Genomic DNA, 24,301 nt, shown 5'->3' with positions numbered 1-24,301 from the left:
CCGGCCAACGATGCGAAGTACGAAGCCTAACCCCGCACGGAACCACGGCGCAGGGGGCGGGCGCCCCTACCGCCCCGGCGCCGGCCACTAAGCTGGTGAGCAATGAAACTTGTAGATCAGCTCCCCGCCCCGGCCGCCCGGGTCCCCAGCCGCGCCGGACTCGACCCGGACGAGCTCTACACCCGCTTCGTCGAGTGGACGGAAACCCGCGGGCTGGCCCTGTACACCGCCCAGGACGAGGCCATCATGGAGCTTGCCTCCGGCGCCAACGTGATCCTGGCGACCCCCACCGGTTCCGGCAAATCCCTGGTTGCCATCGCCATGCACTTCCAGGCCATGGCGCGCGGACAGCGCAGTTACTACACCGCTCCCATCAAGGCGCTCGTCTCGGAGAAGTTCTTCGCCCTGTGCGAGATCTTCGGCGCCGAGAACGTCGGTATGATCACCGGCGACTCCGGCGTCAACCAGGACGCCCCGATCATCTGCTGCACCGCGGAGATCCTGGCCAACATCGCCCTCCGCGAGGGTGCCGCCGCAGAACTCGGCGCCGTCATCATGGACGAGTTCCACTTCTACTCCGACCCGCAACGCGGCTGGGCCTGGCAGGTCCCGCTGCTGGAACTCCCGCAGGCGCAGTTCCTGCTGATGTCTGCCACGCTCGGCGACGTCAGCCGCTTCGAAGCCGGCATCACCGCGCTGACCGGCCGCCCGACGACGACCGTCAGTTCGGTGGAGCGGCCCATCCCGCTGCACTACTACTACGAACAGACGCCAGTGCACGAGACGCTGGAGGAACTCCTCGCCACCAAGCAGGTTCCCGTCTACGTGGTGCACTTCAGCCAGGTGGAGGCAATTGACCGGGCCCAGAACCTGATGAGCATCAACGTCTGCACCCGCGAGGAGAAGGACAAAATCGCCGAGCTGATCGCCGGGTTCCGCTTCGCGGCCGGCTTCGGCAAGACCCTCAACCGGCTGGTCCGGCACGGCATCGGCGTGCACCACGCCGGCATGCTGCCCAAATACCGCCGGCTGGTGGAACAGCTCGCCCAGGCCGGGCTGCTCAAGGTCATCTGCGGGACCGACACCCTCGGTGTGGGCATCAACGTCCCCATCCGAACCGTACTGCTCACTGCGCTGAGCAAGTACGACGGCGTCCGCACCCGGCTGCTGAACTCCCGCGAATTCCACCAGATCGCCGGACGCGCCGGACGGGCCGGCTACGACACCGCAGGGACGGTCGTGGTGCAGGCCCCGGAGCACGTCACCGAGAACGTCAGGGCGATGGCCAAGGCCACGGCCAAGTTCGGCGACGACCAGAAGAAGCTCCGCCAGGTGGTCAAGAAGAAGCCGCCCGAGGGCTTCGTGTCCTGGGGCGAACCGACCTACAAACGCCTTGTGGAATCCGTCCCGGATCCGCTCACGTCCAGTTTCACCGTGACCCACGCGATGCTGATGAACCTGATGGAACGGCCTGGCGATCCGTTCAAGGCCGCCCGCCGGCTGCTCACCGAAAACCATGAGCCGCGCTCCTCCCAGCTGCAGCTGATGAAGCGGGCCCTCGGTATCTACCGCGAGCTGCTGGCCGCCGGCGTCGTGGAACGGATCCCGCCGGAGGAGCAGGGCGGGGACGGCCGCACGGTCCGTCTGACGGTCCATCTGCAGGCCAACTTCGCCCTGAACCAGCCGCTGTCCCCCTTCGCCCTCGCGGCGCTGGAGCTGCTGGACCCGGAGTCGCCGTCGTACGCCCTGGACGTGGTGTCCGTGATTGAGTCCACGCTGGAAAAGCCCCGGCAGATCCTGTCCGCGCAGCAAAAGAAGGCGCGCGGTGAGGCGATTGCCGCGATGAAGGCCGACGGCATCGAGTACGACCAGCGTATGGCCATGCTGGAGGAGGTCACCTACCCGCAGCCGCTCGCGGAAATCCTCGGGGAGGCCTTCGATGTCTACCGCCGGGCCGCCCCCTGGATCGGTGATTTCGAACTGGCCCCCAAGTCCGTGGTCCGGGACATGTACGAACGGGCGATGAACTTCGGGGAGTTCGTCCAGTTCTACGGACTGGCGCGCTCGGAGGGCATCGTGCTGCGCTACCTTGCCGACGGCTTCAAGGCCCTGCGGCAGACCGTCCCGCAGGACGCCCTCCGGGAGGACCTCGAGGACCTGATCGCGTGGCTCGGCGAACTGGTCCGCCAGGTCGACTCCAGCCTGCTCGATGAGTGGGAGGAGCTCACCTCCGGCAAGGCCCCGACGCCGCACGACGCTCCCCCGCCCCCGCCGCCGTCCCTGACCTCCAACGTCCGCGCCTTCCGGGTGATGGTCCGCAATGAGATGTTCCGGCGCGTGGAGCTCTTCGCGGACGAGGACGCCGCCGCCCTCGGCGAGCTCGATGCCGGATCCGGCTGGGATTCCGAGCGCTGGGAGGACATGCTGGATGACTACTTCGACGAACACGACGACATCGGCACCGGCCCGGACGCCCGCGGCCCGGGCCTGCTGATCATCACCGAGGAACCCGGGATGTGGAAGGTCCGGCAGATCTTCGAGGATCCGGCCGGCAACCACGACTGGGGCATCTCCGCGGAGGTGGACCTCGCGGCATCCGACGAGACCGGCACGGCCGTCGTGCGGGTGACGGACGTGAACCGGCTCTAGGCGTGCCGGTAACCTTGGTCCGGCAGCTCCGGGGCGCCCCGGGTAAACTCGAACAATGAGCGTAATCCGGCCCGCGACAGCGAACGACGTCCCCGCAATCCTGCAGATGATCCATGACCTCGCAATCTACGAGAGGGAACCGGACGCCGTCCGTAATACCCCCGGGATGCTGACCGAGGCCCTGTTTGGCGAGAACCCGCGGGTGTTCGCGGCGATGGCCGAAAACGAGGACGGGGACGTCCGGGGCTTCGCCCTCTGGTTCCTGAACTACTCCACCTGGGAGGGCGTCCACGGCATTTACCTGGAGGACCTCTACGTCCGGCCCGAGGCCCGCGGGGAAGGCCACGGCAAGGCACTCCTGCAGCACCTGGCCGCCACCGCCGTCGACCGCGGCTACGCCCGCGTCGAATGGAGCGTCCTGGACTGGAACGAGCCCTCCATCAACTTCTACAGGAGGCTCGGCGCCGCCCCGATGGACGGGTGGTCCACCTTCCGGCTCACCGGCGAGGCGCTTGAAGCCTTTGGCGCTGCCCGTGACGCCCAGGCCCGTGGCTGACCGGCCCGTGGCGGACCTGCCCGTTTCTCACCGGCCCCTGCCCATTTCTCACCGACCCGTGGCGGACCGGCCCGTGGCGGACCTGCCCGTGATCGGGTCTGGCGCCGCGGATCTGCTGGAGGCTGCGGATCTGCTGGAGGCTGCGCGGCCCGCGGTCCCCCACACCATCAAGGCGCGGCACGAATATCGCGGAATGCGCACCGCGGAACACTACTTCGAGGTGCCGCTGGACCATTTCGGTGCCGGGACGGCCGGCGAGACCGTCACCGTCTTTGCCCGCGAATACGTCTCCACCGACCACAGCGTGGAAGAATCGGCCCAGCTCCCGTGGCTGCTCTACCTCCAGGGCGGCCCGGGCGGCCGCGGCAGCCGTCTTCCGGCGCTCGGCGGCTGGAGCAAGGCCGCCGCGAGGGACTTCCGCATCCTCATGCTGGACCAGCGCGGCACCGGCCTGTCGTCCCCCATCGACCGCAAAACGCTGCCGCTGCGCGGGACCGACGCCGACCAGGCGGATTACCTGGCGCACTTCCGGGCGGATTCGATTGTCGCCGATGCCGAGGCGATCCGGCTGGCCCTGGGCTCCGGCCCGTGGACAATCTACGGCCAGAGCTACGGCGGCTTCTGTGCGCTCAGCTACCTGTCCTTCGCCCCCGAGGGCCTGCGTGAGGCCCTGATTACCGGCGGCCTCGCGCCGCTCTCGGGGCCAGCGGACCGGGTCTACCAGTCCACGTTCCGCCGGGTGGCGGCGCGCAACGCCGAATACTTCGGACGGTATCCCGAGGACCGGGCGGAGGTCACCCGGATCGCCCGGCACCTCCGCGGGTCGGAGGAATTCCTGTCCGACGGAGAACGGCTCACCGTGGAACGCTTTCAGATGGTCGGGTCCTTCCTGGGCGGAAACACCAGGGTGGATGCCCTGCACCACCTGCTGGAGGATGCCTTCGTGGCCACACCCGGCGGCGACCGGCTTTCGGACGCCTTCCTTGACCAGGTCCGCGGGCTGGTGTCCCGGTCCGGCAACCCGCTGTACGCGCTGATGCACGAATCCATCTACGGCCAGGGCGAGTCCACGGACTGGGCTGCCTGGCGTGTGCTGAGGGACTTCCCGGAGTTCTCCCCGGACGCCCCCGAGCCGCTGCTCACCGGCGAAATGGTCTACCCCTGGTACTTCGAGCAGGATCCCGCCCTCCGGCCGCTGCGGAGCGTTGCCCGGCTCCTCGCCGAAAAGGACGACTGGTCCCCGCTCTACGATCCCGACCGGCTCGCGCGCAACACCGTCCCGGTGGCGGCCGCCGTGTACAGCGAGGACATCTACGTCGACCGCGATCTCTCGCTCGAGACGGCCGCGGCCGTCCGCGGCCTGCAGGTCTGGGAGTCGGCGGAGTTCCACCATGACGGCATCGCGGACGACGGAGAGGGCATCTTCTCCCGTCTCCTGGGCTTGACCCGCTCCGTCCGGGACTGAGCCGGTACTGAAAAAGCGGAGCGGCCCGGGTCCTGGGCTACTGCGCCTGGGCCGCCGCTGATGCGCTGCGGCCTTGCGCGGCAGCGCGGAGGGCGACGGCGAACACCACCGCCGCGACGGCAGCGGAAGAAAAGTTGAGGCCCTGATAGCCGACCCCGGCCATCACCAGGGCCGGCTGGGCCTGGCCGAAACCGGCGACAAGGACGGACAGCGATCAGTCTGTGGCCCAGCAGGATGACCGGGAGCCGGCCGGCATGCCGGCCAGGGGCCCCTCGGTCAGCAGCTGCAGGTGCAGGGGCGTCATCGACATCACGGCGGCCATGCAGCCGTGCGCCGCAATATCGGCGACGAGGGCCAGCGCGGCCCAGGGCGAGTCACGGATGGGTCGCATGCCGTGACGGAGGCCGTGCCACCGCCTCGTGCTGTCAGTGCCCGTGGCTGTGGATCCGGCGCTGCCTCCGGTGCTGCCTCCGGCGGCGGGCTGCTGCCGGGCGGAGCGGAGCCGGTCGGCCAGCAGCAGCGGATCCGGGCGCAGGCAGATGAGCAGCAGCAAAGCGGCCAGCGCCAGCCCCGCCGTGGAGAAGACAAAGGGCCCGGCCAGCGCCGGCAGGCCGAGGGCCTCGCCGACGAGGGCACCGGGGCGGATTAGGTTCGGGCCGGCGACAGCGCCGATTGTCACGGCCCACACCACGATCGCCAGGGAACGGCCGCGGTGTTCCGGTTCGGCGAGGTCGACGGCCGCGAAGCGGGCCTGCTGGTTGGCGGCCGTGCCGAGTCCAAGCAGGGCCGAGGCGAGCAGCAGCACCGGGAAGCTGCCCGTGACCGTGGCGACGATCACCAGCAGGGCCCCGGCCATGGCGGAGAGCAGACCCGTGATGAGGGACGCGCGCCGGCCATGCCGTCCGGCGCGCCCGGCGAGGGGCAGGGCTGCCGCCGCGGCTCCGAGGGTCATGGTGGTGGTGACCGAGCCGGCCCAGGCGTTCGAGCCGGAGAGCTGGACCGCCAGCAGGGACCCGACGGACAGGCTGGCCCCGCCGCCCATCCCGCCGAGGAGCTGGGCCGTACTCAGCACCCAAACGGTACGGCGCTGGACCCGTTGCGGGTCCAGCGCCGTTCCTTAGTACTGCCGCAGGGTCAAAGATTTTCGCGGTCCGAGCTTAGCCGGACCGCTGGGCTACTCCGCGTCGCTCAGGCTCTTGCGGGAGTCCTCTTCCAGCCGCGCGTCCAGCTTCGACTGTGAGGACTTGGAGCTGATCAGGCTGGCGATGACGGCGACGATGATGGTGCCGATGATCACCCCGAGGGAGACGTACGTCGGGATCTCGGGCGCCCACTCGATGTGCTGGCCGCCGTTGATGAAGGGCAGTTCGTTAACGTGCATGGCGTGCAGGACCAGCTTCACGCCGATGAACGCAAGGATCACCGAGAGTGCGTGCTTCAGGTAGATCAGACGTGTCATCAGGCCGCCGAGCAGGAAGTAGAGCTGCCGCAGGCCCATCAGGGCGAAAATGTTGGCGGTGAAAACGATGAAGGCGCTCTGGGTCAGGCCGAAGATGGCCGGGATCGAGTCCACCGCGAAGAGCAGGTCCGTGAGGCCGATGGTCACGAAGACGATCAGCATGGGGGTGAAGACCTTCTTGCCGTCAACGACGGTGCGGAGCTTTCCGCCGTCGAACTTCTCCGACATGGGCAGGACCTTGCGGATCCGGGCGATGAGCGGGTTTTCCTTGTCCTCTTCATCCTCACCGTCGTCCTGGGCCTGCTTCCATGCGGTCCAGAGCAGGAAGACGCCGAAGATGTAGAAGACCCAGCTGAACTGTTCGATCACGATGGCGCCGAGCAGGATGAAGATGCCGCGGAGGATCAGCGCGATGATGATGCCGACCATCAGCACTTCCTGCTGGTACTTACGGGGTACCGAGAACCGGGCCATGATGATGATGAAGACGAACAGGTTGTCGATGCTGAGGCTGTATTCCGTGACCCAGCCGGCGATGAACTGGCCGCCGTACTCCGGGCCGGTGAAGACGAACATGGCTCCGGCGAAAAGCAGCGCGAGGGCAATGTAGAAGGACACCCACAGGCCGGCTTCCTTCATGGAGGGCTCGTGCGGACGTTTGAGGACCAGCAGCAGGTCAATGGCCAGGATGATGCCGAGAACGACGAAGGAGCCGATCTCGAACCAGACGGGAAGTTCGGGCACGAAGATACCTTTCGCAGGGTGTGACTCATCGGTGTAAGTCTCTCCGACTGGCCCGCATGTCCGGTACGACGTACCTGGTGCTGCGTGGCTGCCCGCTACGCCCGGCAGGGCATCTGTGCCATACGTGTTGACGATCGTAGCGCTTGGGATACTCCCCTACGTCCGACCAACATTACCCTAGGCGTGCCCGGCAGCCTGCATCTGGCGCAGTTCCTTCTTGAGCTCCCCCACCTCGTCACGCAGCCGCGCGGCCAGCTCAAACTGGAGCTCCCCGGCGGCGGCATGCATCTGTTCGGTGAGTTGCTCGATCAGGCCCACGAGGTCCTCGGCAGGTGCAGCCGCCAGGCCGTCCGCCCGTACCTTGGTGGCGCCCTTTCCCTTGCCGCGTGCCTTGCCGGCGTTGGCGAGGAGTTCGCGGGTGTCGGCGTCCTCCTTGGCGATCTGGTCGGTGATGTCGGCGATCTTCTTCCGCAGCGGCTGCGGATCGATCCCGTGCTTGGTGTTGTAGGCAACCTGGATCTCGCGGCGCCGGTTGGTCTCGTCGATGGCCTTGGCCATCGAATCGGTGATCCGGTCCGCGTACATGTGCACCTCGCCGGAGACGTTGCGGGCGGCACGGCCGACCGTCTGGATCAGCGAGGTCGCCGAACGCAGGAAGCCTTCCTTGTCGGCGTCCAGGATGCTCACCAGCGATACCTCGGGCAGGTCCAGCCCTTCGCGGAGCAGGTTGATGCCCACCAGCACGTCGAAGACGCCCATCCGGAGCTCGCGGAGCAGCTCCACCCGGCGCAGGGTGTCGACGTCCGAGTGCAGATATTCGACCTTCACGCCGTGGCCCAGCAGGTAGTCGGTGAGGTCCTCGGCCATCCGCTTGGTCAGGGTGGTGACCAGCACGCGCTCGTTCTTCGCCGTGCGGGTCTTGATTTCCCCGAGCAGGTCATCGATCTGGCCCTTGGTGGGCTTGACGACGATCTCGGGGTCGATCAGTCCGGTGGGCCGGATGATCTGCTGCACGAAGCCGTCAGCCTTGCCGAGCTCATACTTGCCCGGCGTGGCGGAGAGATAGACGGTCTGGCCCACGCGGTCCTGGAACTCATCCCACTTCAGCGGCCGGTTGTCCATCGCGGAGGGCAGCCGGAAGCCGTGGTCGACGAGGTTCCGCTTGCGGGACATGTCGCCCTCATACATCGCGCCGATCTGCGGCACGGTGACGTGCGATTCGTCGATCACCAGGAGGAAATCGTCCGGGAAGTAATCGATGAGGCAGTGCGGCGCGGTTCCGCGGGCGCGGCCGTCGATGTGGCTGGAGTAGTTCTCGATGCCGTTGCAGAAGCCCATCTGCTGCATCATTTCGAGGTCGTAGGTGGTGCGCATCCGCAGGCGCTGCGCCTCCACCAGCTTGTTCTGGCTCTCCAGGACCTGGAGCCGCTCGGCGAGTTCGTCCTCGATCCGCTTGATCGCCCGGCCCATGCGTTCGGGACCGGCCACGTAGTGCGAGGCCGGGAAGACGTACATCTCGGTCTCATCCCGGATGATTTCCCCGGTGAGCGGGTGCAGGGTGTAGATGTTCTCGATCTCGTCGCCGAAGAACTCGATCCGGATCGCCAGCTCCTCGTACATGGGGATGATTTCCACGGTGTCGCCGCGGACCCGGAACGTGCCGCGGTGGAAGTCCATGTCGTTGCGGGAGTACTGCATGGAAACGAATTTCCGGAGCAGATCATCGCGGTTCATCTGGGCGCCCTGGCGGAGCGTCACCATGCCTGCGATGTACTCTTCCGGGGTGCCCAGGCCATAGATGCAGGACACGGTGGCGACGACGATCACGTCCCGGCGGGTCAGCAGCGCGTTGGTGGCGGAGTGCCGGAGCCGTTCGACTTCCTCGTTGACGGAGGAGTCCTTCTCGATGAAGGTGTCAGTCTGCGCCACGTAGGCTTCCGGCTGGTAGTAGTCGTAGTAGGAGACGAAGTACTCGACGGCGTTGTTTGGGAGCAGCTCGCGGAATTCATTGACGAGCTGCGCGGCGAGGGTTTTGTTCTGGACCATCACCAGGGTGGGCCGCTGGACCTGTTCGATCAGCCACGCCGTCGTCGCGCTCTTGCCGGTACCGGTGGCGCCGAGCAGCACCACGTCCTTCTCGCCGTTCTTGATGCGTTCGGTCAGTTCCGCGATCGCGGCCGGCTGGTCGCCGGCCGGCTGGAACTCGCTGATGACCTCGAAGGGCGCCACGACACGGTTGATCTGCTGGGCAAGGCTCATGTATCTAATCTACCGCCGGGCCCTGACAGGATGTCCTGATTCAGCTTTGGGCGGTACCGGGGCCGGTATGGCGCGGTCCCGGTACCGCATCCGGGGCGGCCTCCGGTCCCCGTTCCGGCGCGGGGGTGATGTACGGCGGCGGCTGCCAGCCGGTGCGCCGCGCCCACGCGTCCATCCGTGGCGCGGCGTAGTTGGCGAACCAGCCTTCCTTGTCGGCGGCGTAGCCGGCGGTGGATTTGTCCACGCCGTGGAGCTTGGCGACGCGGCGCTTCTCGGCCAGGTAGTCGGCGCGGGCGGCCGCGTCGTCCCGCAGCCAGTCCCGGAAGCAGAGCGCGAACCGCCAGCCGGGGGATCCCACCGCGCGGACATGGACGTTGACCGCGCGCCCGGGGTCCGCGTTGCCGTGCATCCGCTTCCGCCAGTCCGCGGGGTCCGGGCGGGAGGGTTTGGGGTTGTCCGAGGTGATCCCGGGCCAGCCGGGGAAGCCGGCGTCGGCGAGCAGCGGCGCGATCCGTTCCGCCGCGGCCATGTCCTCCACGCCAAGCTGGAGGTCAAGCACGTCCTTGGCGTCGAGCCCGGGGACAGCCGTGGAACCGACATGGTCCAGGGCCAGGATGTCCTGCGCGGCGGCGGCGCGCAGCCGCGCCATGAGCCGGCCGGCCTGCGCGGGCCAGTCCGGGTTGGCGGGCATGAGCACCGGGCCGCCGGTGCGCGGTGCGAGGCGGTGCCTGGCCAGGTTCCCGGCGAACGGTGCCAGCCGGAACTTCCAGAGCCGGTCCACCGCGTCCTGGAGTTCGGCCTTTGACCCCGAGTTGTCCAGGACGATGTCGGCCGCGGCCAGCCGGTCCTCCCGCGTGGCCTGGGCGGCCATCCTGGCTTGGGCTTCCTCAGCGCTCAGGTGCCGGTGCTGCACCATGCGCTGCACCCGGACATCGTCGGGGGCGTCGACCACCACGACCAGATGGAAATTGGCGCCCTGGCCGGTCTCGACCAGCAGCGGGATGTCCTGGACCACCACGGCGCCTTTCGGAGCGGCGGCGGCCAGCGCGGCGGCGCGTTCCCGCACGAGGGGATGGATGATGCCGTTGAGCACCGCGAGGCGTTCCGGGTTGCCGAAGACGAGGCCGCCGAGCTTGGGTCGGTCCAGGCCGCCGTCGGGAGCCAGGATGGCATTGCTGAAGGCCTCTACGACCCTGGCAAGTCCCGGCGTTCCGGGTTCCACGACCTCACGGGCCAGCGCGTCTGCGTCGATCACCACCGCCCCGAGTTCGCGCAGGCGCGCGGCAGCCACTGACTTGCCTGAGGCGATGCCGCCTGTCAACCCGATTTTCAGCACCCCACCAGACTAAACTGATCCGGTGGCTGATGATGCGGTTTTCCCGGAGAGCAGGGCCACCGTTTACACCACGCTGGCGGCTGGCCAGCAGTCCCGCCACGAGATCGAGGTGAAGCGCTCCCGCTTCATCACCGTGCTGCACCGCACCGCCGATGAGGACAGTGCCCGATCGGTCCTCGCCGGACTGCGTAAGGAATTCCACGACGCCCGGCATCATTGCTCCGCCTTCGTGCTCGGCCCGGACCGCGATGTGCAGCGCTCCAACGACGACGGCGAGCCGTCCGGCACGGCGGGCCTTCCGATGCTCGACGCGCTGCTGAAGCGTGAGACCGTGCCCGGCGTGACGGACCTGAGCGACGTGACCGCCGTCGTCGTGCGCTATTTCGGCGGGATCCTGCTCGGCGCCGGCGGTCTCGTCCGGGCCTACTCCGAATCCGTGTCCGCCGGCCTGGACCGGGCCCCGCTGGTGCAGCGCCGCCGGCTGCGGATCTGCGCGGTGACGGTGCCGCACACGGCGGCCGGACGGCTGGAGAACGAACTGCGCGCCGCGGGATATGTCATGGCCGAAACCAGTTATGAGGCGCAGACTACTGTCCTGAGGCTTGCACTGCCGGATGACCGGGCGGACCTGCGCCGGGCGGCCGAACGGCTCGCCGCGCTGTCGGCAGGCACCGCCGAATTGCTGCCTGGAGAAACGGAGTGGATCGATGTCCCCCTCGGCTGAGCCTTCCCCCGCCGCTGTCCGGCTCGTCGACGTCTCCGACGCTGTCCTGGAACAGCTCCTGACCGTGGCGATCCAGGACGCCGACGCCGACGAGGTGACGCCTCCGCTGGGCAGCGCCGCCGGCTGGAATTCGGAACGGATCAGCTGGTTCCGCGAATACCACCACGCGGCGGCAGGGCTCGACAGCCCCGCGCGGCAGAAAAGCTGGGCCATCAGCGCCGACGGGGAACTCGCGGGTTCAATCAGGCTCAAGCGGACCGGGGCGGACTCGCTGGAAACGGGGATCTGGCTGGGCCGCGGCTTCCGCGGCCACGGCATCGCCCGGGCTGCCCTTGGTCTCGTGATCGACCGGGCGGCCGCAACAGGCGCCGAAGTGCTGGAGGCCGACACGACCGCCGGAAACACCGCGGCGCTGGCCCTCCTGCGCTCAGCCGGCGCCGAGCTCGTGGAGGGCCAAGCGGCCGGCGACGCCACAGTCCCGGTCAAGGCCAGGATCCGGCTGCGCTGAGGTCCGGGCCTGCGCACACCGCCCGGCTTCCCCGCCCACTGGACATGCCCCGCCCTGGCCACACCGGCTGGACATAATCCCATTGTGCCCATCGGCCGGGCCCACGACTGGACATGTCCATGACCTGGCCCTGGCGCCGAGACGGCACCGGCTCAGGGCCGCGCTGGAACCTGGTCCCTCTCCGCGAGGCCCGGGGTCAGCCCGGCCGCACCGCCGCTATTGTGCTATTTCCCAGATGTGGCCGCCTGGGTCGCGGAAAGTGGCCGTTCGAATCCCCCAGGGACGGTCCATCGGACCGTTCAGGAGCTCGACGCCGCGGCTCGCCAGTTCGGCGCACATGGCGTCGACGTTGTCGACCTCGATGGTGAACTGCATCCGGGACCCCGCCTCGGGGGCTGCCACGATGGCGGGTCCGATTAGCTCCGGAGCTTCGGACGATTTCAACAGGTTGATCATGGTGTTCGCGAACTTGAACACAGCCGAAGCATCATCCTCGAAGGCTACCGGCAGGCCGAACACGTCTCGATAGAAGCGCTTGGCACCCGGCAGATCCTCGACAAACAGGGTGATGGCGCCGATGCCTCTCGGCCATGGTCCAGCGCCTGCTGAGTCCGCCGCCCGAGGACTTCCTGAAGTCTCAACCATAATCGCTCCCCTAGTGTGTTCCGTACACTCAACCCGCCTAGTCTGAACGCGTCACCAGGCGGCGTCAATGTTTCCAGCCGTCACAGGCCCGAGTCGCCGGCATGCCCCGTCCCCGGAATCGCTGTTGGACATAATGCCAAGATGCCCATGGACCGCGGCCAGGACTGGGCATGTCCACCCGGCGCCACGGACTCCGTGGCTGGAGCAAGCCCCGCCGTCGTGCCCACGTTTGGACATAGTGCCCATATGTCCAGTGGCCTGCCCGGGGACTGGGCATGTCCCTCAGAAACGAAAAGTGGCCGCCCCCGCAGGGACGGCCACCTTCACGGTGCTACTTCAAGCTACCAACTGCCAAGCCCCGGGGAGCGGACTCCCCGGGGTCTGCGGGCAATTAGTTGCCGGTCAGCTTCTCGCGCAGTGCTGCAAGAGCCTCGTCGGAAGCGAGCGTGCCGCCACCGGTGTTGGACTCGGCTGCAGCCGGCTCAGAGGAGTAGCTGGTGGTGCCGGAGTCGCTCTCGCCGGACGTTGCAGCTGCAGCGTCGTCGGCAGCGTGCTGGGCAACCTGCTTCTTGTGGGCTTCCCAGCGGGTCTGGGCGTCAGCGTACTGCTGCTCCCAGGCGGCGCGCTGCGTCTCGTAGCCTTCAAGCCACTCGTTGGACTCCGGATCGAAGCCCTCCGGGTACTTGTAGTTGCCCTCTTCGTCGTACTCAGCGGCCATGCCGTAGAGAGCCGGATCGAATTCGGTGGACTCGGCGTCGACGCCCTCGTTGGCCTGCTTGAGGGACAGCGAGATGCGGCGGCGTTCGAGGTCGATGTCGATGACCTTGACGAACAGCTCATCCCCTACGGAGACAACCTGCTCGGCCAGCTCAACGTGGCGCACGGCGAGCTCGGAGATGTGGACCAGGCCTTCGATGCCGTCTTCAACACGAACGAACGCGCCGAACGGAACCAGCTTGGTGACCTTACCCGGCACAACCTGCCCGAGGGCGTGGGTGCGGGCGAAGGTCTGCCACGGATCTTCCTGCGTAGCCTTGAGCGACAGGGACACACGCTCGCGGTCCAGATCGACCTCGAGAACCTCGACGGTGACTTCCTGGCCAACTTCGACAACCTCGGACGGGTGGTCGATGTGCTTCCAGGACAGCTCGGAAACGTGAACGAGGCCGTCTACGCCGCCCAGGTCCACGAAGGCACCGAAGTTGACGATGGAGGAAACGACGCCGGGACGGACCTGGCCCTTTTCCAGCTTGTTGAGGAACGTGGAGCGGACCTCGGACTGGGTCTGCTCGAGCCATGCACGGCGGGACAGCACAACGTTGTTGCGGTTCTTGTCCAGCTCGATGATTTTGGCTTCGATCTTCTGACCGATGTACGGAGCAAGGTCGCGCACACGGCGCATCTCGACGAGGGATGCCGGCAGGAAGCCGCGCAGACCGATGTCGAGGATAAGACCACCCTTGACAACCTCGATGACGGTACCGGTGACGACACCGTCTTCTTCCTTGACCTTCTCGATGTCGCCCCAGGCACGCTCGTACTGAGCGCGCTTCTTGGAGAGGATCAGGCGGCCTTCTTTGTCTTCCTTGGTGAGCACCAGGGCTTCGACGAGATCGCCAACGGAGACGACGTCTCCGGGATCAACATCGTGCTTGATGGACAGCTCGCGGGAGGGAATGACACCTTCGGTCTTGTAACCGATGTCGAGCAGAACTTCATCGCGGTCGACCTTGACGACGGTACCTTCGACGAGGTCTCCGTCGTTGAAGTACTTGATGGTGGCGTCGACTGCTGCGAGGAAGTCCTCAGCGGTACCGATGTCGTTAATCGCGACTACGGGGGTACCGGGCTTCTCGGTGGAGGTGATGGTCATGTAGTAGGGGCTCCGTTGTGGATAGTTAGTCGGTCAGGCAAACCGCTGCGCCCGCGTCGGCGACACGGGCACAGAACACGGCATAACGCCGGGTCATCCTGATTTGTGGATTGTAGATGCGCGCACGTAGTACACGCCCGTTTAGTCTAGTCGTATACGGGAACGCGGGTCAAAGCGCAACGGGATGGTTGGGACCCGTTTAGAAGTGCGTCAGGCAGTGCGGTGCACGTTCGACGGCGAACATGAGTCGCGCCGTCAGCGCCGCCCCCGGTGTGTGCTCGGTTATCCGTCCGGCGGCTGCCAGCGTCACCGGGCAGACAGCGCCCAGATAGACGGACCCGAGTTCCGCGACGTCGAGGGAAAGCTCCGGAACGGCGCCGTCCGGAGCGGCCGCCACCCGTGCCTCGCCGCCGGTGACGGTCAGTGTGAACGTGCCGTCCGCGAAGCCCAGGGCATCGGTGATGCGCAGGACCAGGCTGCCGTCGTAGGAGTAACGCCTAGCACCAAGGGCCTTGGCCGTGTCAAGGATGCGGAGCCAGAGCATGTCGCTGTTCTCGGTGGACTCGATGCAGCGCGGGTCCTCAAGCGCCCACGTCAGCGGATCGTCGACGGGCGCTTCGGCCCAGGTGACCCGCTGGATCAGGTCGAGGCTGCCAAGGAACTGCCAGAGGTCCAGGTAGCCGGAATCAGTTGCCGCCACGAGGTCGATGACTTCCATGGTGTGGGGTTTGGTGTCCCAGCCGGAGAACTTGTAGGCCACATAGCCGTCGATTCTTCCGTCGGCGTCGTAGTGCAAGGCGCACCTGATCGATTCGTCCTCCGCGCCGTCCTGGCCGAGGGTTCCAGAGCTGCGCTGCCGGTAGGCATCCTGCCGCACGATTGAGCCCGGGGTGACGCGGTGGACGCGTTCGAACACCACAGGAGCCAGTTCCAGCAGGACTTTGCGGTCGGCGATTTCCACCGAGCCGGCCGGTGTGTGCCTCAGCCGGAACCGCGGCCCGGTGTCGACCTTGGTGCTGCGTTCGAAGGTTGCGACGCCAAAGCCGAAGCGGCCGTAGATCGACGCTTCCGAGGCCGTCAGCGCCGCGATGGCCAGGCCGTCGGCTTTGGACGCGGCGAGGTCCTCGGTCATCATCCGGCGCAGGAGCCCCTGCCTGCGGTGGGTTCCGCGGACGGTCACGGCGGTGATCAGCTGTGCCTCGAGCTGACGGCCGTAGCCGATGTTGAGGTCCTTGCGCAGGGTCCCGAAGGTCGCGACCGGGATCTCCGCCGGGAGGGAGCGGCCCGCCACAGCGCCGGTCTGGTAGACCCCGGTCATCTCGCGGTTGTCCACCCGGTACATGGTCATGACCTTGTCGACAAACTCTTCCTTGTGCCGCTCGTCGTAGAACCCGACGCCGACGCCGCGCAGCCAGTCCACCCCCAGCGCGTAGCCGGGTTCGCCTTTGTCGGCCGCGCGGAAACGACGGATCTCATACTTCTCTGTCATGTAGTTCTCCCCCTAGAAATCCTGACAGCGCCCAACGACTAAGCGCCCAAGGATGCAGTGCGTCAGTGCCCGGCCTCGTACCAGCTGGAGCCGATGCCGATCTGCACGTCCAGCGGAACGGTCAACTGCGCCGCAGAGCCCATCTGTTCCGTTACCAGCTGCTCCACGGCCTCCCGCTCGCCGTGCGCCACTTCGAGGACCAGTTCATCATGGACCTGCAGCAGCATGCGCGATTTCAGGCCCTGTTCGGCCAGAGCGCCGGAGACTCCAAGCATGGCGCGTTTGATGATGTCCGCGGCGGAACCCTGGATCGGCGAGTTCAACGCCACCCGTTCCGCGATTTCGCGCAGCTGGCGGTCGGTGCTGGTCAGGTCCGGAAGGTAGCGGCGCCGCCCCTCAATCGTGGCGGTGTAACCGTCGATCCGTGCCTGTTCCACCACGCCCCGGAGGTAGTCGCGGACCGCGCCGAAACGCTCAAAGTACTCCTTCATCAGCGTCCGGGCCTCGTCCACGGAAATTTCGAGCTGCTTGGACAGGCCAAAGGACGTCAGCCCGTAGGCCAGGCCATAGGACATCGCCTTGACCTTGGACCGCATCGCACTCGTGACCTCGGCCGGGGGCACATGGAAGATGTGCGATCCGACGAAGCGGTGCAGGTCCTCGCCCTCCTGGTAGGCCTGGATCAGACCGGGGTCGCCGGAGAGGTGCGCCATGATCCGCATTTCGATCTGCGAATAGTCCGCCGAGAGCAGGCAGTCGTAGCCCTCGCTCACCACAAAGATGCTGCGGACGCGCCGGCCTTCCTCGCTGCGGATCGGGATGTTCTGCAGGTTCGGGTTGTTCGAGGAGATACGCCCGGTGGCGGCGACATTCTGGGCATAGGTGGTGTGGATCCGGCCGTCCTCGGCGACGGACTTCTTCAGCGATTCGATCATCTGCCGCAGCTTCGCGGATTCACGGTGCGCCATGAGCTGGACCAGGAATTCATGGCCGGTCTTCTCCAGCAGCGACTTCAGCGAGGCGGCGTCCGTGGTGTAGCCGGACTTGATCTTCTTGGTCTTGGGCAGCCCCAGTTCCTCGAACAGCACGGTCTGCAGCTGCTTGGGCGAGCCGAGGTTCACTTCGTGGCCGATCGCGGCGAACGCGAGTTCCTGGGCGTTGTCGATCACCTTGGCGAGGTCGGCCAGCTGTTCGTTCATCCGCTCCATCGACACGCCGATGCCATCGAGTTCCATCCGGGCCAGCACCCGGCTGACCGGAAGCTCCAGGCTGGTCAGCAGCTCCTGCGCCTTCCGGACCCTCAGTTCCGTTTCGAAGTGGTGGCTCAGGGCAAACACGACGGCGGCCTGCTGCACGAGCTCGCCGGCGGAGGCGTCGTCCTCTCCCCCGAAGGAAAGCTCCAGCTGGCCCGTCTTCGCGGCCGCGGTGGAGACACCCATCTTCAGGTGGTGCTGCGCGAGCTCGGCAAGTTCGTAACTGCGCCGGTCCGGCTGGATCAGGTAGCCGGAGATGGACGTGTCATCCACGACGCCGTCCAGGCCGAGGCCCCGGGCAGTGAACGCCTTCAGGGCGGCCTTGAAACCGTGCGTGACCTTCGCCGCCTTTGGGTCCAGCAGCCAGCCGGCCAGCACGGCCTCGGCCTCGGCGTCCAGCGCCGTGACGTCGATGTATGCGGCTGCGTCGCCGCGGAGCACGGCAATGGCCGGGGCGTCGTCGGCAATCCGCCCGGGAGCGAAGTCGACGGCGAGGGCCGAGCGGTGGTCCTTGCCGGCGGCGAAGAAGGCCTTGAGTTCCGCAGCGTCGCTGAGGGCGGAGAACTCAGGGACATCGATGCTGTCCTGCCCGGCATCCTCGGAGTCGCTGGCGTAGAGCGCGAACAGCCGGGGGCGGAGCGTTTTGAACTCCAGCCGGTCAAAGATCTCTTCGATCGCATCGTTGTCGGGGCGCGGCTCCTCCAGCTCCTTGAGCGAGACGGGCAGCTCCAGATCCGTGAGAAGGCGGTTCAGCCGGCGGTTCCGCTTGACGGAGTCGATGTGCTCCCGGAGCGCGTCGCCGACTTTGCCGCCGATCGAGTCAAGGTTCGCCAGGATGCCTTCCAGCCCCCCGTATTGGTTGATCCACTTCGCGGCAGTTTTGGGCCCGACGCCGGGCACGCCGGGAAGGTTGTCCGCCGACTCCCCCACGAGCGCGGCAAGGTCTGAATACTGCGGGGGCGTCACGAAGTACTTGGTCTCGATGGCCTCGGCGTCCATCCGGGGGATGTTGCTCACGCCGGTCTTCGGGTAGAGCACGAAGACGTTGTCGGTGATGAGCTGGAAGGTGTCGCGGTCGCCGGAGACGAGCAGCACCTCGAAGCCCGCGGCTTCGCCCTGGGCTGCCAGCGTGGCCAGAATGTCGTCGGCCTCGAAGCCGGGCATGCTGATGGTCTTGATACCCCAGGCGGTCATGACCTTTTCGATCAGGTCGATCTGCCCGCTGAATTCCCGGGGCGTCTCGTTCCGCCCGCCTTTGTAGCCGTCGTATTCGGCTTTGCGGAACGTCGTGTCGTCGGAGACATCGAATGCCACGGCGACGTGGGTGGGCTTCTGCTCCTTGATCAGGTTGATCAGCATCGAGGTGAAGCCGTGGACCGCGTTCGTGTGCTGGCCTGTCGATGTGGCGAAATTCTCGGCCGGAAGGGCGTAGAAGGCCCGGAAGGCCATGGAGTGTCCGTCGAGCACCATCAGCCGGGGCTGGTCGGTAATGGGGATGACCGGGGCCTCGGTGGCGGAAACCTCCGCGGCGGTGCGGCGGGGCTTTTTCACGCGCTCAGCCACAAGGACCGGCGAGCCGTCCGTGGCCGGCGCGGCGCCGGCGGCAGTTCTTGCGGCGTTGTCTGCTGAAGTCTCCACTGCGGAGGGGGAAGGGGCCGGTTTGGTAGTTTCACTCACAGGTGCCAGCCTAGTTCCCATGATGGACAATTTCACGCCGGGCCCGTACGCGGCCGAACTGGCGGCCGCCGGGATTCCCGAGGAAATGCACGACTGGCTGGGGCAATACGGCGTGGGCGCCCTGGTGGTGAAGATGGGGATCCACTTCCTGGAGATGAGTCCTGAGCGCACCGTGGGCACCATGCCGGTGGAAGGCAACACCCAGGTGGCCGGCATCCTGCACGGCGGCGCCCATGTGGTCCTGGCGGAAACCCTTGGTTCCTTTGCCGCCGGCATGCACGCCGGGCCGAAGGGCCAGGCACTGGGGATCGATGTCAGCGCGACGCATCACCGGGCCATCACGACGGGCACTGTCACCGGGACGTGCACGGCAATACACCTTGGGCGGACCCTGACAACGCATGAGATCGTCATGACGGACGAGAGCGGCCGCCGGCTGTCCACGGCCCGCATCACCAACCTGATCCGCGACATCGCCGGGTAGGCACGACGCCGGGGATCCGCTACGCCGGACTGCGCCCGAAACGGTAGTGCAGCTCCACGATGCCCCGCCCCATGGTGTGCGAGGAGATCAGCTCAAGGGGCGCCGTCGGCCGGGAAAGGGGCAGGACCGCCTTGCCGCTGCCCAGCACGACCGGAATGATCGAGATGATGATCTCGTCCAGCGCGGAGGCATCGGCAAACTGGGCCGCGAGCACCCCGCCGCCGACGATCCAGACGTTCCGGTCTCCCGCTACGGCACGGAGGTCCTCGGCGAATTCGGCCACGGGGCCGCGGACAAAGGTAACGTCGGCACCTTTGGGCGCAGAGAGTTCGTGGTGCGTGAACACCCAGCACGGCGTGGTGGGGTACGGCCAGTTGCCAGGCTCGTGCTTCCTCAGCCAGGCATAGGTTTCACCACCCATCACGATGCAGCCGACGTCCGCCATAAAGGCGTCGTAGCTTTCCTTGCCGCCGGCGAACCCGTCGAACTGGAGCAACCAGTCCAGGTTGTCATCGGAGGTGGCGATGAATCCGTCCAGCGAGGACGCCACAAAATACTGGAAACCAGGCATGTCCCCAGCCTAGCCACTCCAGGCCGGGGTGCCCATCCTGCGCGCCGGGCGGAGGCCGGTATCCGGGCCGAGAGCGGAGAACGGCATCCACGTCGGGACGGAGGCCCCGCGGGGGCGCGGAGCGGCGCCGGCTACTTGCTGAAGTAGGGAATGATCAGGTACAGCCCGAACATCACGGCGAGGCCGCACAGGGCGAAGCACACGATCGCGAGCGGCCGTACCCAGACCGGCTTTCGTCCACTGACGTCACCGGCAATCGCGGTCAGCCGGACGCCCAGGGAGTACAGGACCACGACGGTCACTGCCGCGATGAGCGTTGCACCCGCCACTTGAACCAGTTCCAGCCACTTCATGACGGCCCATCCTTCTGCTCGTCCTTGACGCCGCTGACGACCGGTTCGTGTTCGACGCCGCTGACGACCGGTTCGTGTTCGACGCCGCTAGTGGCTTCGTCCTTGGCGCGGCTGGCGGCAGCCGCTTTCTTCTTCTTGCGGAACTGCACAGCCTGGCCGGCTTCCTCGACCTCGACAGCGTTGTGGTGGCCGACGCGTGACTTCTTGGAGTGGAGGAACATGTAGGTCACGGCAGCGGTGCCGGCCACGGCAGCGATGATGACGCCAACGACGCCGGTTTTCACCAGCAGGGCGGTGAGGGCACCCACGATCCCGGCGGCGGGGAGGGTGAACAGCCAGCCGAGCGCAATCTTTCCGGCTGTTCCCCACTGTACGGTGGTGCCGCGGCGGCCTATGCCCGAGCCGATCACGGAGCCGGAGGCAACCTGGGTGGTGGACAGTGCAAACCCCAGGTGCGAGGAGGCAAGGATGGCCGATGCGGTGCTGCTTTCGGCCGCGAAGCCCTGGGCAGGCTTGACGTCGGTGAGACCGGATCCCATGGTGCGGATGATCCTCCACCCGCCCGAGTAGGTGCCGATCGCGATGGCAAGCGCGCAGGTGGTGATGACCCAGAGCTGGGGTCCGGAGCCGGGCTGCTGGAGGCCGGCGGAGATCAGCACGAGGGTGATGATGCCCATGGTCTTCTGTGCGTCGTTGGTGCCGTGGGCGAGGGCCACGAGGCTCGAGGTGAAGATCTGGCCGGTCCGGAAGCCGCCGCGCTTCTGGGTGAGCTTGCTGCCGGATTCCGGGTCGTGGCGGGAGGTCAGCGCGTACGCCAGCTTCGTGCACAGGTAGGCGACGCCGCCGGCGATAATCGGCGCGAAGATGGCGGGGAGTATGACCTTCTGGATGAGGCTCTCGAAGTTGATCGAGTGAATGCCGATGCCTGCGATGGCGGCGCCGATCAGGCCGCCGAAGAGTGCGTGCGAGGAACTGGACGGCAGGCCCTTGAGCCAAGTGATCATGTTCCAGAGGATGGCTCCCATCAGTCCCGCGAAGATGATCTCCGGGGTGATCTGGATGCCGTCCGATCCTTCTTTGATGATGCCGCCGGACACGGTTTTGGCCACTTCCGTGGAAAGGTACGCCCCCACCAGGTTCAGCACCGCCGCGAGGGCGACTGCCGTCTTGGGTTTGATTGCACCGGTGGCGATGGGGGTGGCCATCGCGTTGGCCGTGTCGTGAAATCCGTTGGTGAAGTCAAAAAAAAGCGCTAGCGATATTACTAGCGCCACCATGATGGTGATTTCCACCTGTTGCCCAATCTGCAGAGTCGACGGTCAGCAGTTTCGTTCCCCGCTGCCGGCAGCATTTTTCCGGGGTTCACTGGAAAGATGTACGGCGTTCAGCAAAGTAGCCTGACGCGTTAAATCGTACGGGGGAAAGGCATCAGGGTAAAACAAGGTCAGCAGACGGCAAACGCCGGGCACCACGATGGTGCCCGGCGTTCAAACTGCCGGCGGGCGCGTGGCGCCTCAGGCCGGCAGCTTCACCCGTGCTGCAGGTCGCGCCGCCGAGGGGATGCCATCGCCGGCCTGGCCGTAGAGCCAGTCGTTGTACTGGAAGTCGTTGTCCTTCCGGCTCTTGAAGAGCAGGTTGCGCAGGGTCCGGGCCAGTCCGGAGACGTGCCAGGATTCGCCCCAGACGCGGGCGGTGCGCTGGACCCGGGCGGTGCGGGCAGCGCGGGTGCTGTTGAATTCCCTGATCGCTCCGTCCCAGGCGTCCGGGTTGATGCCGTCCGCGGTGAAGACGGTCCCGTTGCTGGCGTCCTGCAGCACGGCGGCGTCCTCGAGGGCCTGGCAGGCGCCCTGGGCCAGGTACTGGAGCATCGGGTGCGCGGCGTCACCCATCAGCACCATCCGGCCGGCGACCCAGTTTTCAATGGGGTCACGGTCGTACATGGGCCAGCGGATGCCGGTGGCCAGGTTCTTCAGCGCTTCTTGCACCGCGGGTACGCAGTCCTTGTAGGCTGCCTCGAGCTCGTCGACGCCGCCGTACTGCTCCTCGCCGCGTTCGAAGGACGCGGATTTGAAGACAGCCACCGTGTTCAGCAGCTCGCCCTTCCGCAGCGGGTACTGCACGAGGTGGCAGTCCGGGCCGAGGTAGACGATGACGTCCTCGAGGTCTGCCTTGGGCGTGTTTTCGGTGATCGGAACGGTGCCGCGGTAAGCGACGTAGGCGGAGGGGACCGGCTCGTCGTTGGCCACGAGCGGGCGCAGGGTGGACTTGAGCCCGTCGGCGCCGATCACGACGTCGGCCTCGTAGTCCACACCGGCTGCGGTGTGGGCCACGCCGCGGCCGTTCACGGTTTCCACGCTCTCGACCATGACGTCGTTGATGAGGGTGACGCCTGCCGCCTCACAGCCTTCCAGCAGCACCCGGTGCAGGTCGCTGCGGTGGATCACGACGTACGGTGCGCCGTAGCGTTCCGCGAATTCCCCGCCGAGGGTCTGGCGGGTGAGCTCCTCGCCGGTGACAGCGTCGCGGAAGACCAGGTGCTTGGGCTGGACACCGATCTCCAGTGCCTTTTCCAGCAGGCCCCAGCGCTGGAGGACACGGGAGGCGTTGGGGGCCATCTGCAGGCCCGCACCGACCTCGCCGAATTCAGGCGCCCGCTCCACGAGGGTGACGTTGGCCCCGTTTTCGCGCAGCGCGAGGGCTCCGGCCAGTCCGGCCATCCCCCCTCCGATGACGAGGACATCGGTGGACGTGGCGTGCTCAGACATTGCTTGCTCCTGTTGGTGTGATTGAGATTTTCGACTTGAGTTTGATGCCGACGGCGGCCAGCAGGACCGCCGCGATGGCGGCTGCACCGGCGAAGGCGAGGAAATTGGAATTGACGCCCAGACTGGCGGCCAGCAGGAGGCCGCCCACCTGGGGTGCGGCGACGGCGCCGATCCGGCCCGTCCCCAGCGCCCAGCCCAGCGCGGTCCCCCGCAGGTGTCCGGGATAGTGGCTTGCGACGGCGGCGATAATGAGGCACTGCGTGCCGTGGGTTCCGACGCCCGCGAGGACCAGCATGAGGTAGACGACGGTGACCGACGGTCCGGTCACCAGCACCACGAGCGCTCCGGCGGCGACGGCGGCGGCGGCGATGGCGGTTGGCACCGGACCAAAGCGGGTCCCGGCCCAGGCCGTGATCACCGATCCGGCCACCGCACCCAGGTTCAGGGCCAGGGCGAAGGTCAGGGCGGAGCCCAGGTTGTAGCCGGCCAGCTGCATGAGGTTGGGCAGCCAGGTGCCCAGTCCGTACCAGGCGAACAGGGTGGCGATCGTCGCCAGGGCGAACAGCACACTGACACCGAGGTACGGTGCGCGGAGCAGGGAGGAGAAACCGGAGGGCTCCCGGATGACGCTGGCGCTGCGCCCGGCAAAGCGGGCGGCCTTGCCTGTGGCTTTGTTAGTTGCACTGTCTGTGGCGCTGACCGGGGCCAGCGTCTCCGGAAGGTATTTCAGTCCCAGCGGGACCACGATCACCAGCGCGAGCACGGCCACGAGGAACATCGCCTGCCAGCCATAGACCGGGATCAGCTGGATCCCCACGAGCGCGGCGATGGAACCGCCGATCGGGACACCCGACATCATCAGGGTGGCGATGGTTGACCGCCATTTGGCGGGGACCAGTTCAGCGACAAGGGCGTTGGCCGACGGCACCAGACCGCCGAGGCCGATGCCGGCGAGGAGCCGCAGCACGCCGAAGACGGCGGCGCTGGGGGCGAAAGCGCAAAGAATCGTGAAGATCGAGAAGATGACGGCGCAGCCCAGGATGGTGCGGCGGCGCCCCCAGGAGTCGGCCATGCGGCCGGCGAAGATGGCCCCGATCATCATGCCGACGAAGGCCATGGAGCCGATGGTTCCGGCCGTGGCCTTGGTCAGGCCCCAGCCGGTGTCGTTAATCAGGGAGGACTGGACGGTGCCGTAGACAATGAGGTCGTAACCATCGAAGACCACGAGGAGCCAGCAGACGAGGACGGCAGCGGCCGAGGCTTTGGAGAACCGGGCGGCGGGGCCGCCAGCAGTGCCAGCCGGTATGGGGGTGCGGCCAGCAGTAATGGGGGCCGGAGCTCCCGGCTCGGACCGTTGCGGCGTTGCAGCGGAAGGTGTGTGATTCATACCACTACCGTCGCCGCCAGGGCAGGTGAACCACAATATAATTCTGATGTGCAGAACAAGCCAACGTCCAAGCCCACCCCCAAGCCAACCTCCAAATCAGCCCG

Annotated in this window: 19 protein-coding genes; 6 read left to right on the top strand and 13 right to left on the bottom strand. The window is 66.9% G+C overall.

The window, feature by feature from the left end:
- Positions 1 to 102 precede the first annotated feature (102 nt).
- From QCD75_RS10580 to QCD75_RS10570, 3 genes are all read left to right on the top strand, one after another.
- Positions 103 to 2,649, top strand: a complete 2,547-nt coding sequence (locus QCD75_RS10580; RefSeq protein ID WP_301228353.1) for a DEAD/DEAH box helicase — start codon at positions 103 to 105, stop codon at positions 2,647 to 2,649.
- A 55-nt stretch (positions 2,650 to 2,704) separates the two neighbouring features.
- Positions 2,705 to 3,205 carry a GNAT family N-acetyltransferase gene (locus tag QCD75_RS10575; RefSeq protein WP_301228351.1) on the top strand — a complete coding sequence of 167 codons (501 nt, stop codon included), beginning with the start codon at positions 2,705 to 2,707 and terminating at the stop codon, positions 3,203 to 3,205.
- Positions 3,206 to 3,398: 193 nt separating this feature from the next.
- Positions 3,399 to 4,670 (top strand): alpha/beta fold hydrolase, encoded by a 1,272-nt coding sequence (locus QCD75_RS10570; RefSeq protein WP_301228395.1) that lies wholly within the window; start codon positions 3,399 to 3,401, stop codon positions 4,668 to 4,670.
- Between the two features lie 214 nt (positions 4,671 to 4,884).
- Here QCD75_RS10570 and QCD75_RS10565 read toward each other — a convergent pair whose 3' ends face one another.
- The 4 genes from QCD75_RS10565 to coaE all read right to left on the bottom strand — a co-directional run bounded on the left by QCD75_RS10565 (position 4,885) and on the right by coaE (position 10,468).
- Positions 4,885 to 5,742, bottom strand: a complete 858-nt coding sequence (locus tag QCD75_RS10565; RefSeq protein WP_301228349.1) for an MFS transporter — start codon at positions 5,740 to 5,742, stop codon at positions 4,885 to 4,887.
- Positions 5,743 to 5,844: 102 nt separating this feature from the next.
- Complete coding sequence (locus QCD75_RS10560; protein ID WP_301228347.1) at positions 5,845 to 6,873, bottom strand: TerC family protein; 1,029 nt, start codon at positions 6,871 to 6,873, stop codon at positions 5,845 to 5,847.
- Between the two features lie 177 nt (positions 6,874 to 7,050).
- Positions 7,051 to 9,132, bottom strand: a complete 2,082-nt coding sequence (gene uvrB, locus QCD75_RS10555) for an excinuclease ABC subunit UvrB (protein WP_301228345.1) — start codon at positions 9,130 to 9,132, stop codon at positions 7,051 to 7,053.
- A 40-nt stretch (positions 9,133 to 9,172) separates the two neighbouring features.
- A complete protein-coding gene (coaE, locus tag QCD75_RS10550) occupies positions 9,173 to 10,468 on the bottom strand; it encodes a dephospho-CoA kinase (protein ID WP_301228343.1) in 1,296 nt (431 codons plus the stop codon).
- A 22-nt stretch (positions 10,469 to 10,490) separates the two neighbouring features.
- On the opposite strand from coaE, the gene QCD75_RS10545 reads away from it, so the two are divergent.
- Positions 10,491 to 11,192: an IMPACT family protein gene (locus QCD75_RS10545; RefSeq protein WP_301228341.1), complete on the top strand. Its 702-nt coding sequence runs from the start codon at positions 10,491 to 10,493 to the stop codon at positions 11,190 to 11,192.
- A complete protein-coding gene (locus QCD75_RS10540) occupies positions 11,176 to 11,700 on the top strand; it encodes a GNAT family N-acetyltransferase (protein ID WP_301228339.1) in 525 nt (174 codons plus the stop codon). Before QCD75_RS10545 ends, QCD75_RS10540 begins: the two co-directional genes overlap by 17 nt.
- A gap of 216 nt (positions 11,701 to 11,916) precedes the next feature.
- Here the strand turns inward: QCD75_RS10540 and QCD75_RS10535 are convergent, their stop codons facing one another.
- The 4 genes from QCD75_RS10535 to polA all read right to left on the bottom strand — a co-directional run bounded on the left by QCD75_RS10535 (position 11,917) and on the right by polA (position 18,430).
- Entirely contained in the window at positions 11,917 to 12,345 is a 429-nt protein-coding gene (locus QCD75_RS10535; RefSeq protein ID WP_301228337.1) for a VOC family protein, read from the bottom strand.
- A gap of 391 nt (positions 12,346 to 12,736) precedes the next feature.
- Entirely contained in the window at positions 12,737 to 14,218 is a 1,482-nt protein-coding gene (gene rpsA, locus QCD75_RS10530) for a 30S ribosomal protein S1 (RefSeq protein ID WP_024367487.1), read from the bottom strand.
- A gap of 199 nt (positions 14,219 to 14,417) precedes the next feature.
- Positions 14,418 to 15,707: a GNAT family N-acetyltransferase gene (locus tag QCD75_RS10525; protein ID WP_301228334.1), complete on the bottom strand. Its 1,290-nt coding sequence runs from the start codon at positions 15,705 to 15,707 to the stop codon at positions 14,418 to 14,420.
- Between the two features lie 62 nt (positions 15,708 to 15,769).
- A complete protein-coding gene (polA, locus tag QCD75_RS10520) occupies positions 15,770 to 18,430 on the bottom strand; it encodes a DNA polymerase I (protein ID WP_301228393.1) in 2,661 nt (886 codons plus the stop codon).
- Between the two features lie 226 nt (positions 18,431 to 18,656).
- Here polA and QCD75_RS10515 point away from each other — a divergent pair, with 226 nt between their 5' ends.
- Positions 18,657 to 19,121: a hotdog fold thioesterase gene (locus QCD75_RS10515; RefSeq protein ID WP_301228332.1), complete on the top strand. Its 465-nt coding sequence runs from the start codon at positions 18,657 to 18,659 to the stop codon at positions 19,119 to 19,121.
- A gap of 19 nt (positions 19,122 to 19,140) precedes the next feature.
- Here the strand turns inward: QCD75_RS10515 and QCD75_RS10510 are convergent, their stop codons facing one another.
- From QCD75_RS10510 to QCD75_RS10490, 5 genes are all read right to left on the bottom strand, one after another.
- Positions 19,141 to 19,692 (bottom strand): dihydrofolate reductase family protein, encoded by a 552-nt coding sequence (locus QCD75_RS10510; protein ID WP_301228330.1) that lies wholly within the window; start codon positions 19,690 to 19,692, stop codon positions 19,141 to 19,143.
- 131 nt (positions 19,693 to 19,823) lie between these two features.
- Entirely contained in the window at positions 19,824 to 20,045 is a 222-nt protein-coding gene (locus QCD75_RS10505) for a hypothetical protein (RefSeq protein WP_301228328.1), read from the bottom strand.
- On the bottom strand, positions 20,042 to 21,337 hold the full coding sequence (locus tag QCD75_RS10500; RefSeq protein ID WP_301228326.1) for an inorganic phosphate transporter: 1,296 nt from the start codon (positions 21,335 to 21,337) through the stop codon (positions 20,042 to 20,044). The genes QCD75_RS10505 and QCD75_RS10500 overlap by 4 nt, the downstream gene beginning before the upstream one ends.
- 222 nt (positions 21,338 to 21,559) lie before the next feature.
- Entirely contained in the window at positions 21,560 to 22,810 is a 1,251-nt protein-coding gene (locus QCD75_RS10495; RefSeq protein ID WP_301228324.1) for an FAD-dependent oxidoreductase, read from the bottom strand.
- Positions 22,803 to 24,197, bottom strand: coding sequence for an MFS transporter (locus tag QCD75_RS10490; protein WP_301228322.1), 1,395 nt, complete (start codon positions 24,195 to 24,197; stop codon positions 22,803 to 22,805). Before QCD75_RS10490 ends, QCD75_RS10495 begins: the two co-directional genes overlap by 8 nt.
- Between the last annotated feature and the right edge of the window lie 104 nt (positions 24,198 to 24,301).

The organism is Arthrobacter sp. PsM3 (assembly GCF_030433895.1).
In the GTDB taxonomy this organism is placed as follows: domain Bacteria; phylum Actinomycetota; class Actinomycetes; order Actinomycetales; family Micrococcaceae; genus Arthrobacter.
The sequence above is the reverse complement of the archived record's forward strand: the minus strand, read 5'-3'. Positions and strand labels throughout refer to the sequence as shown.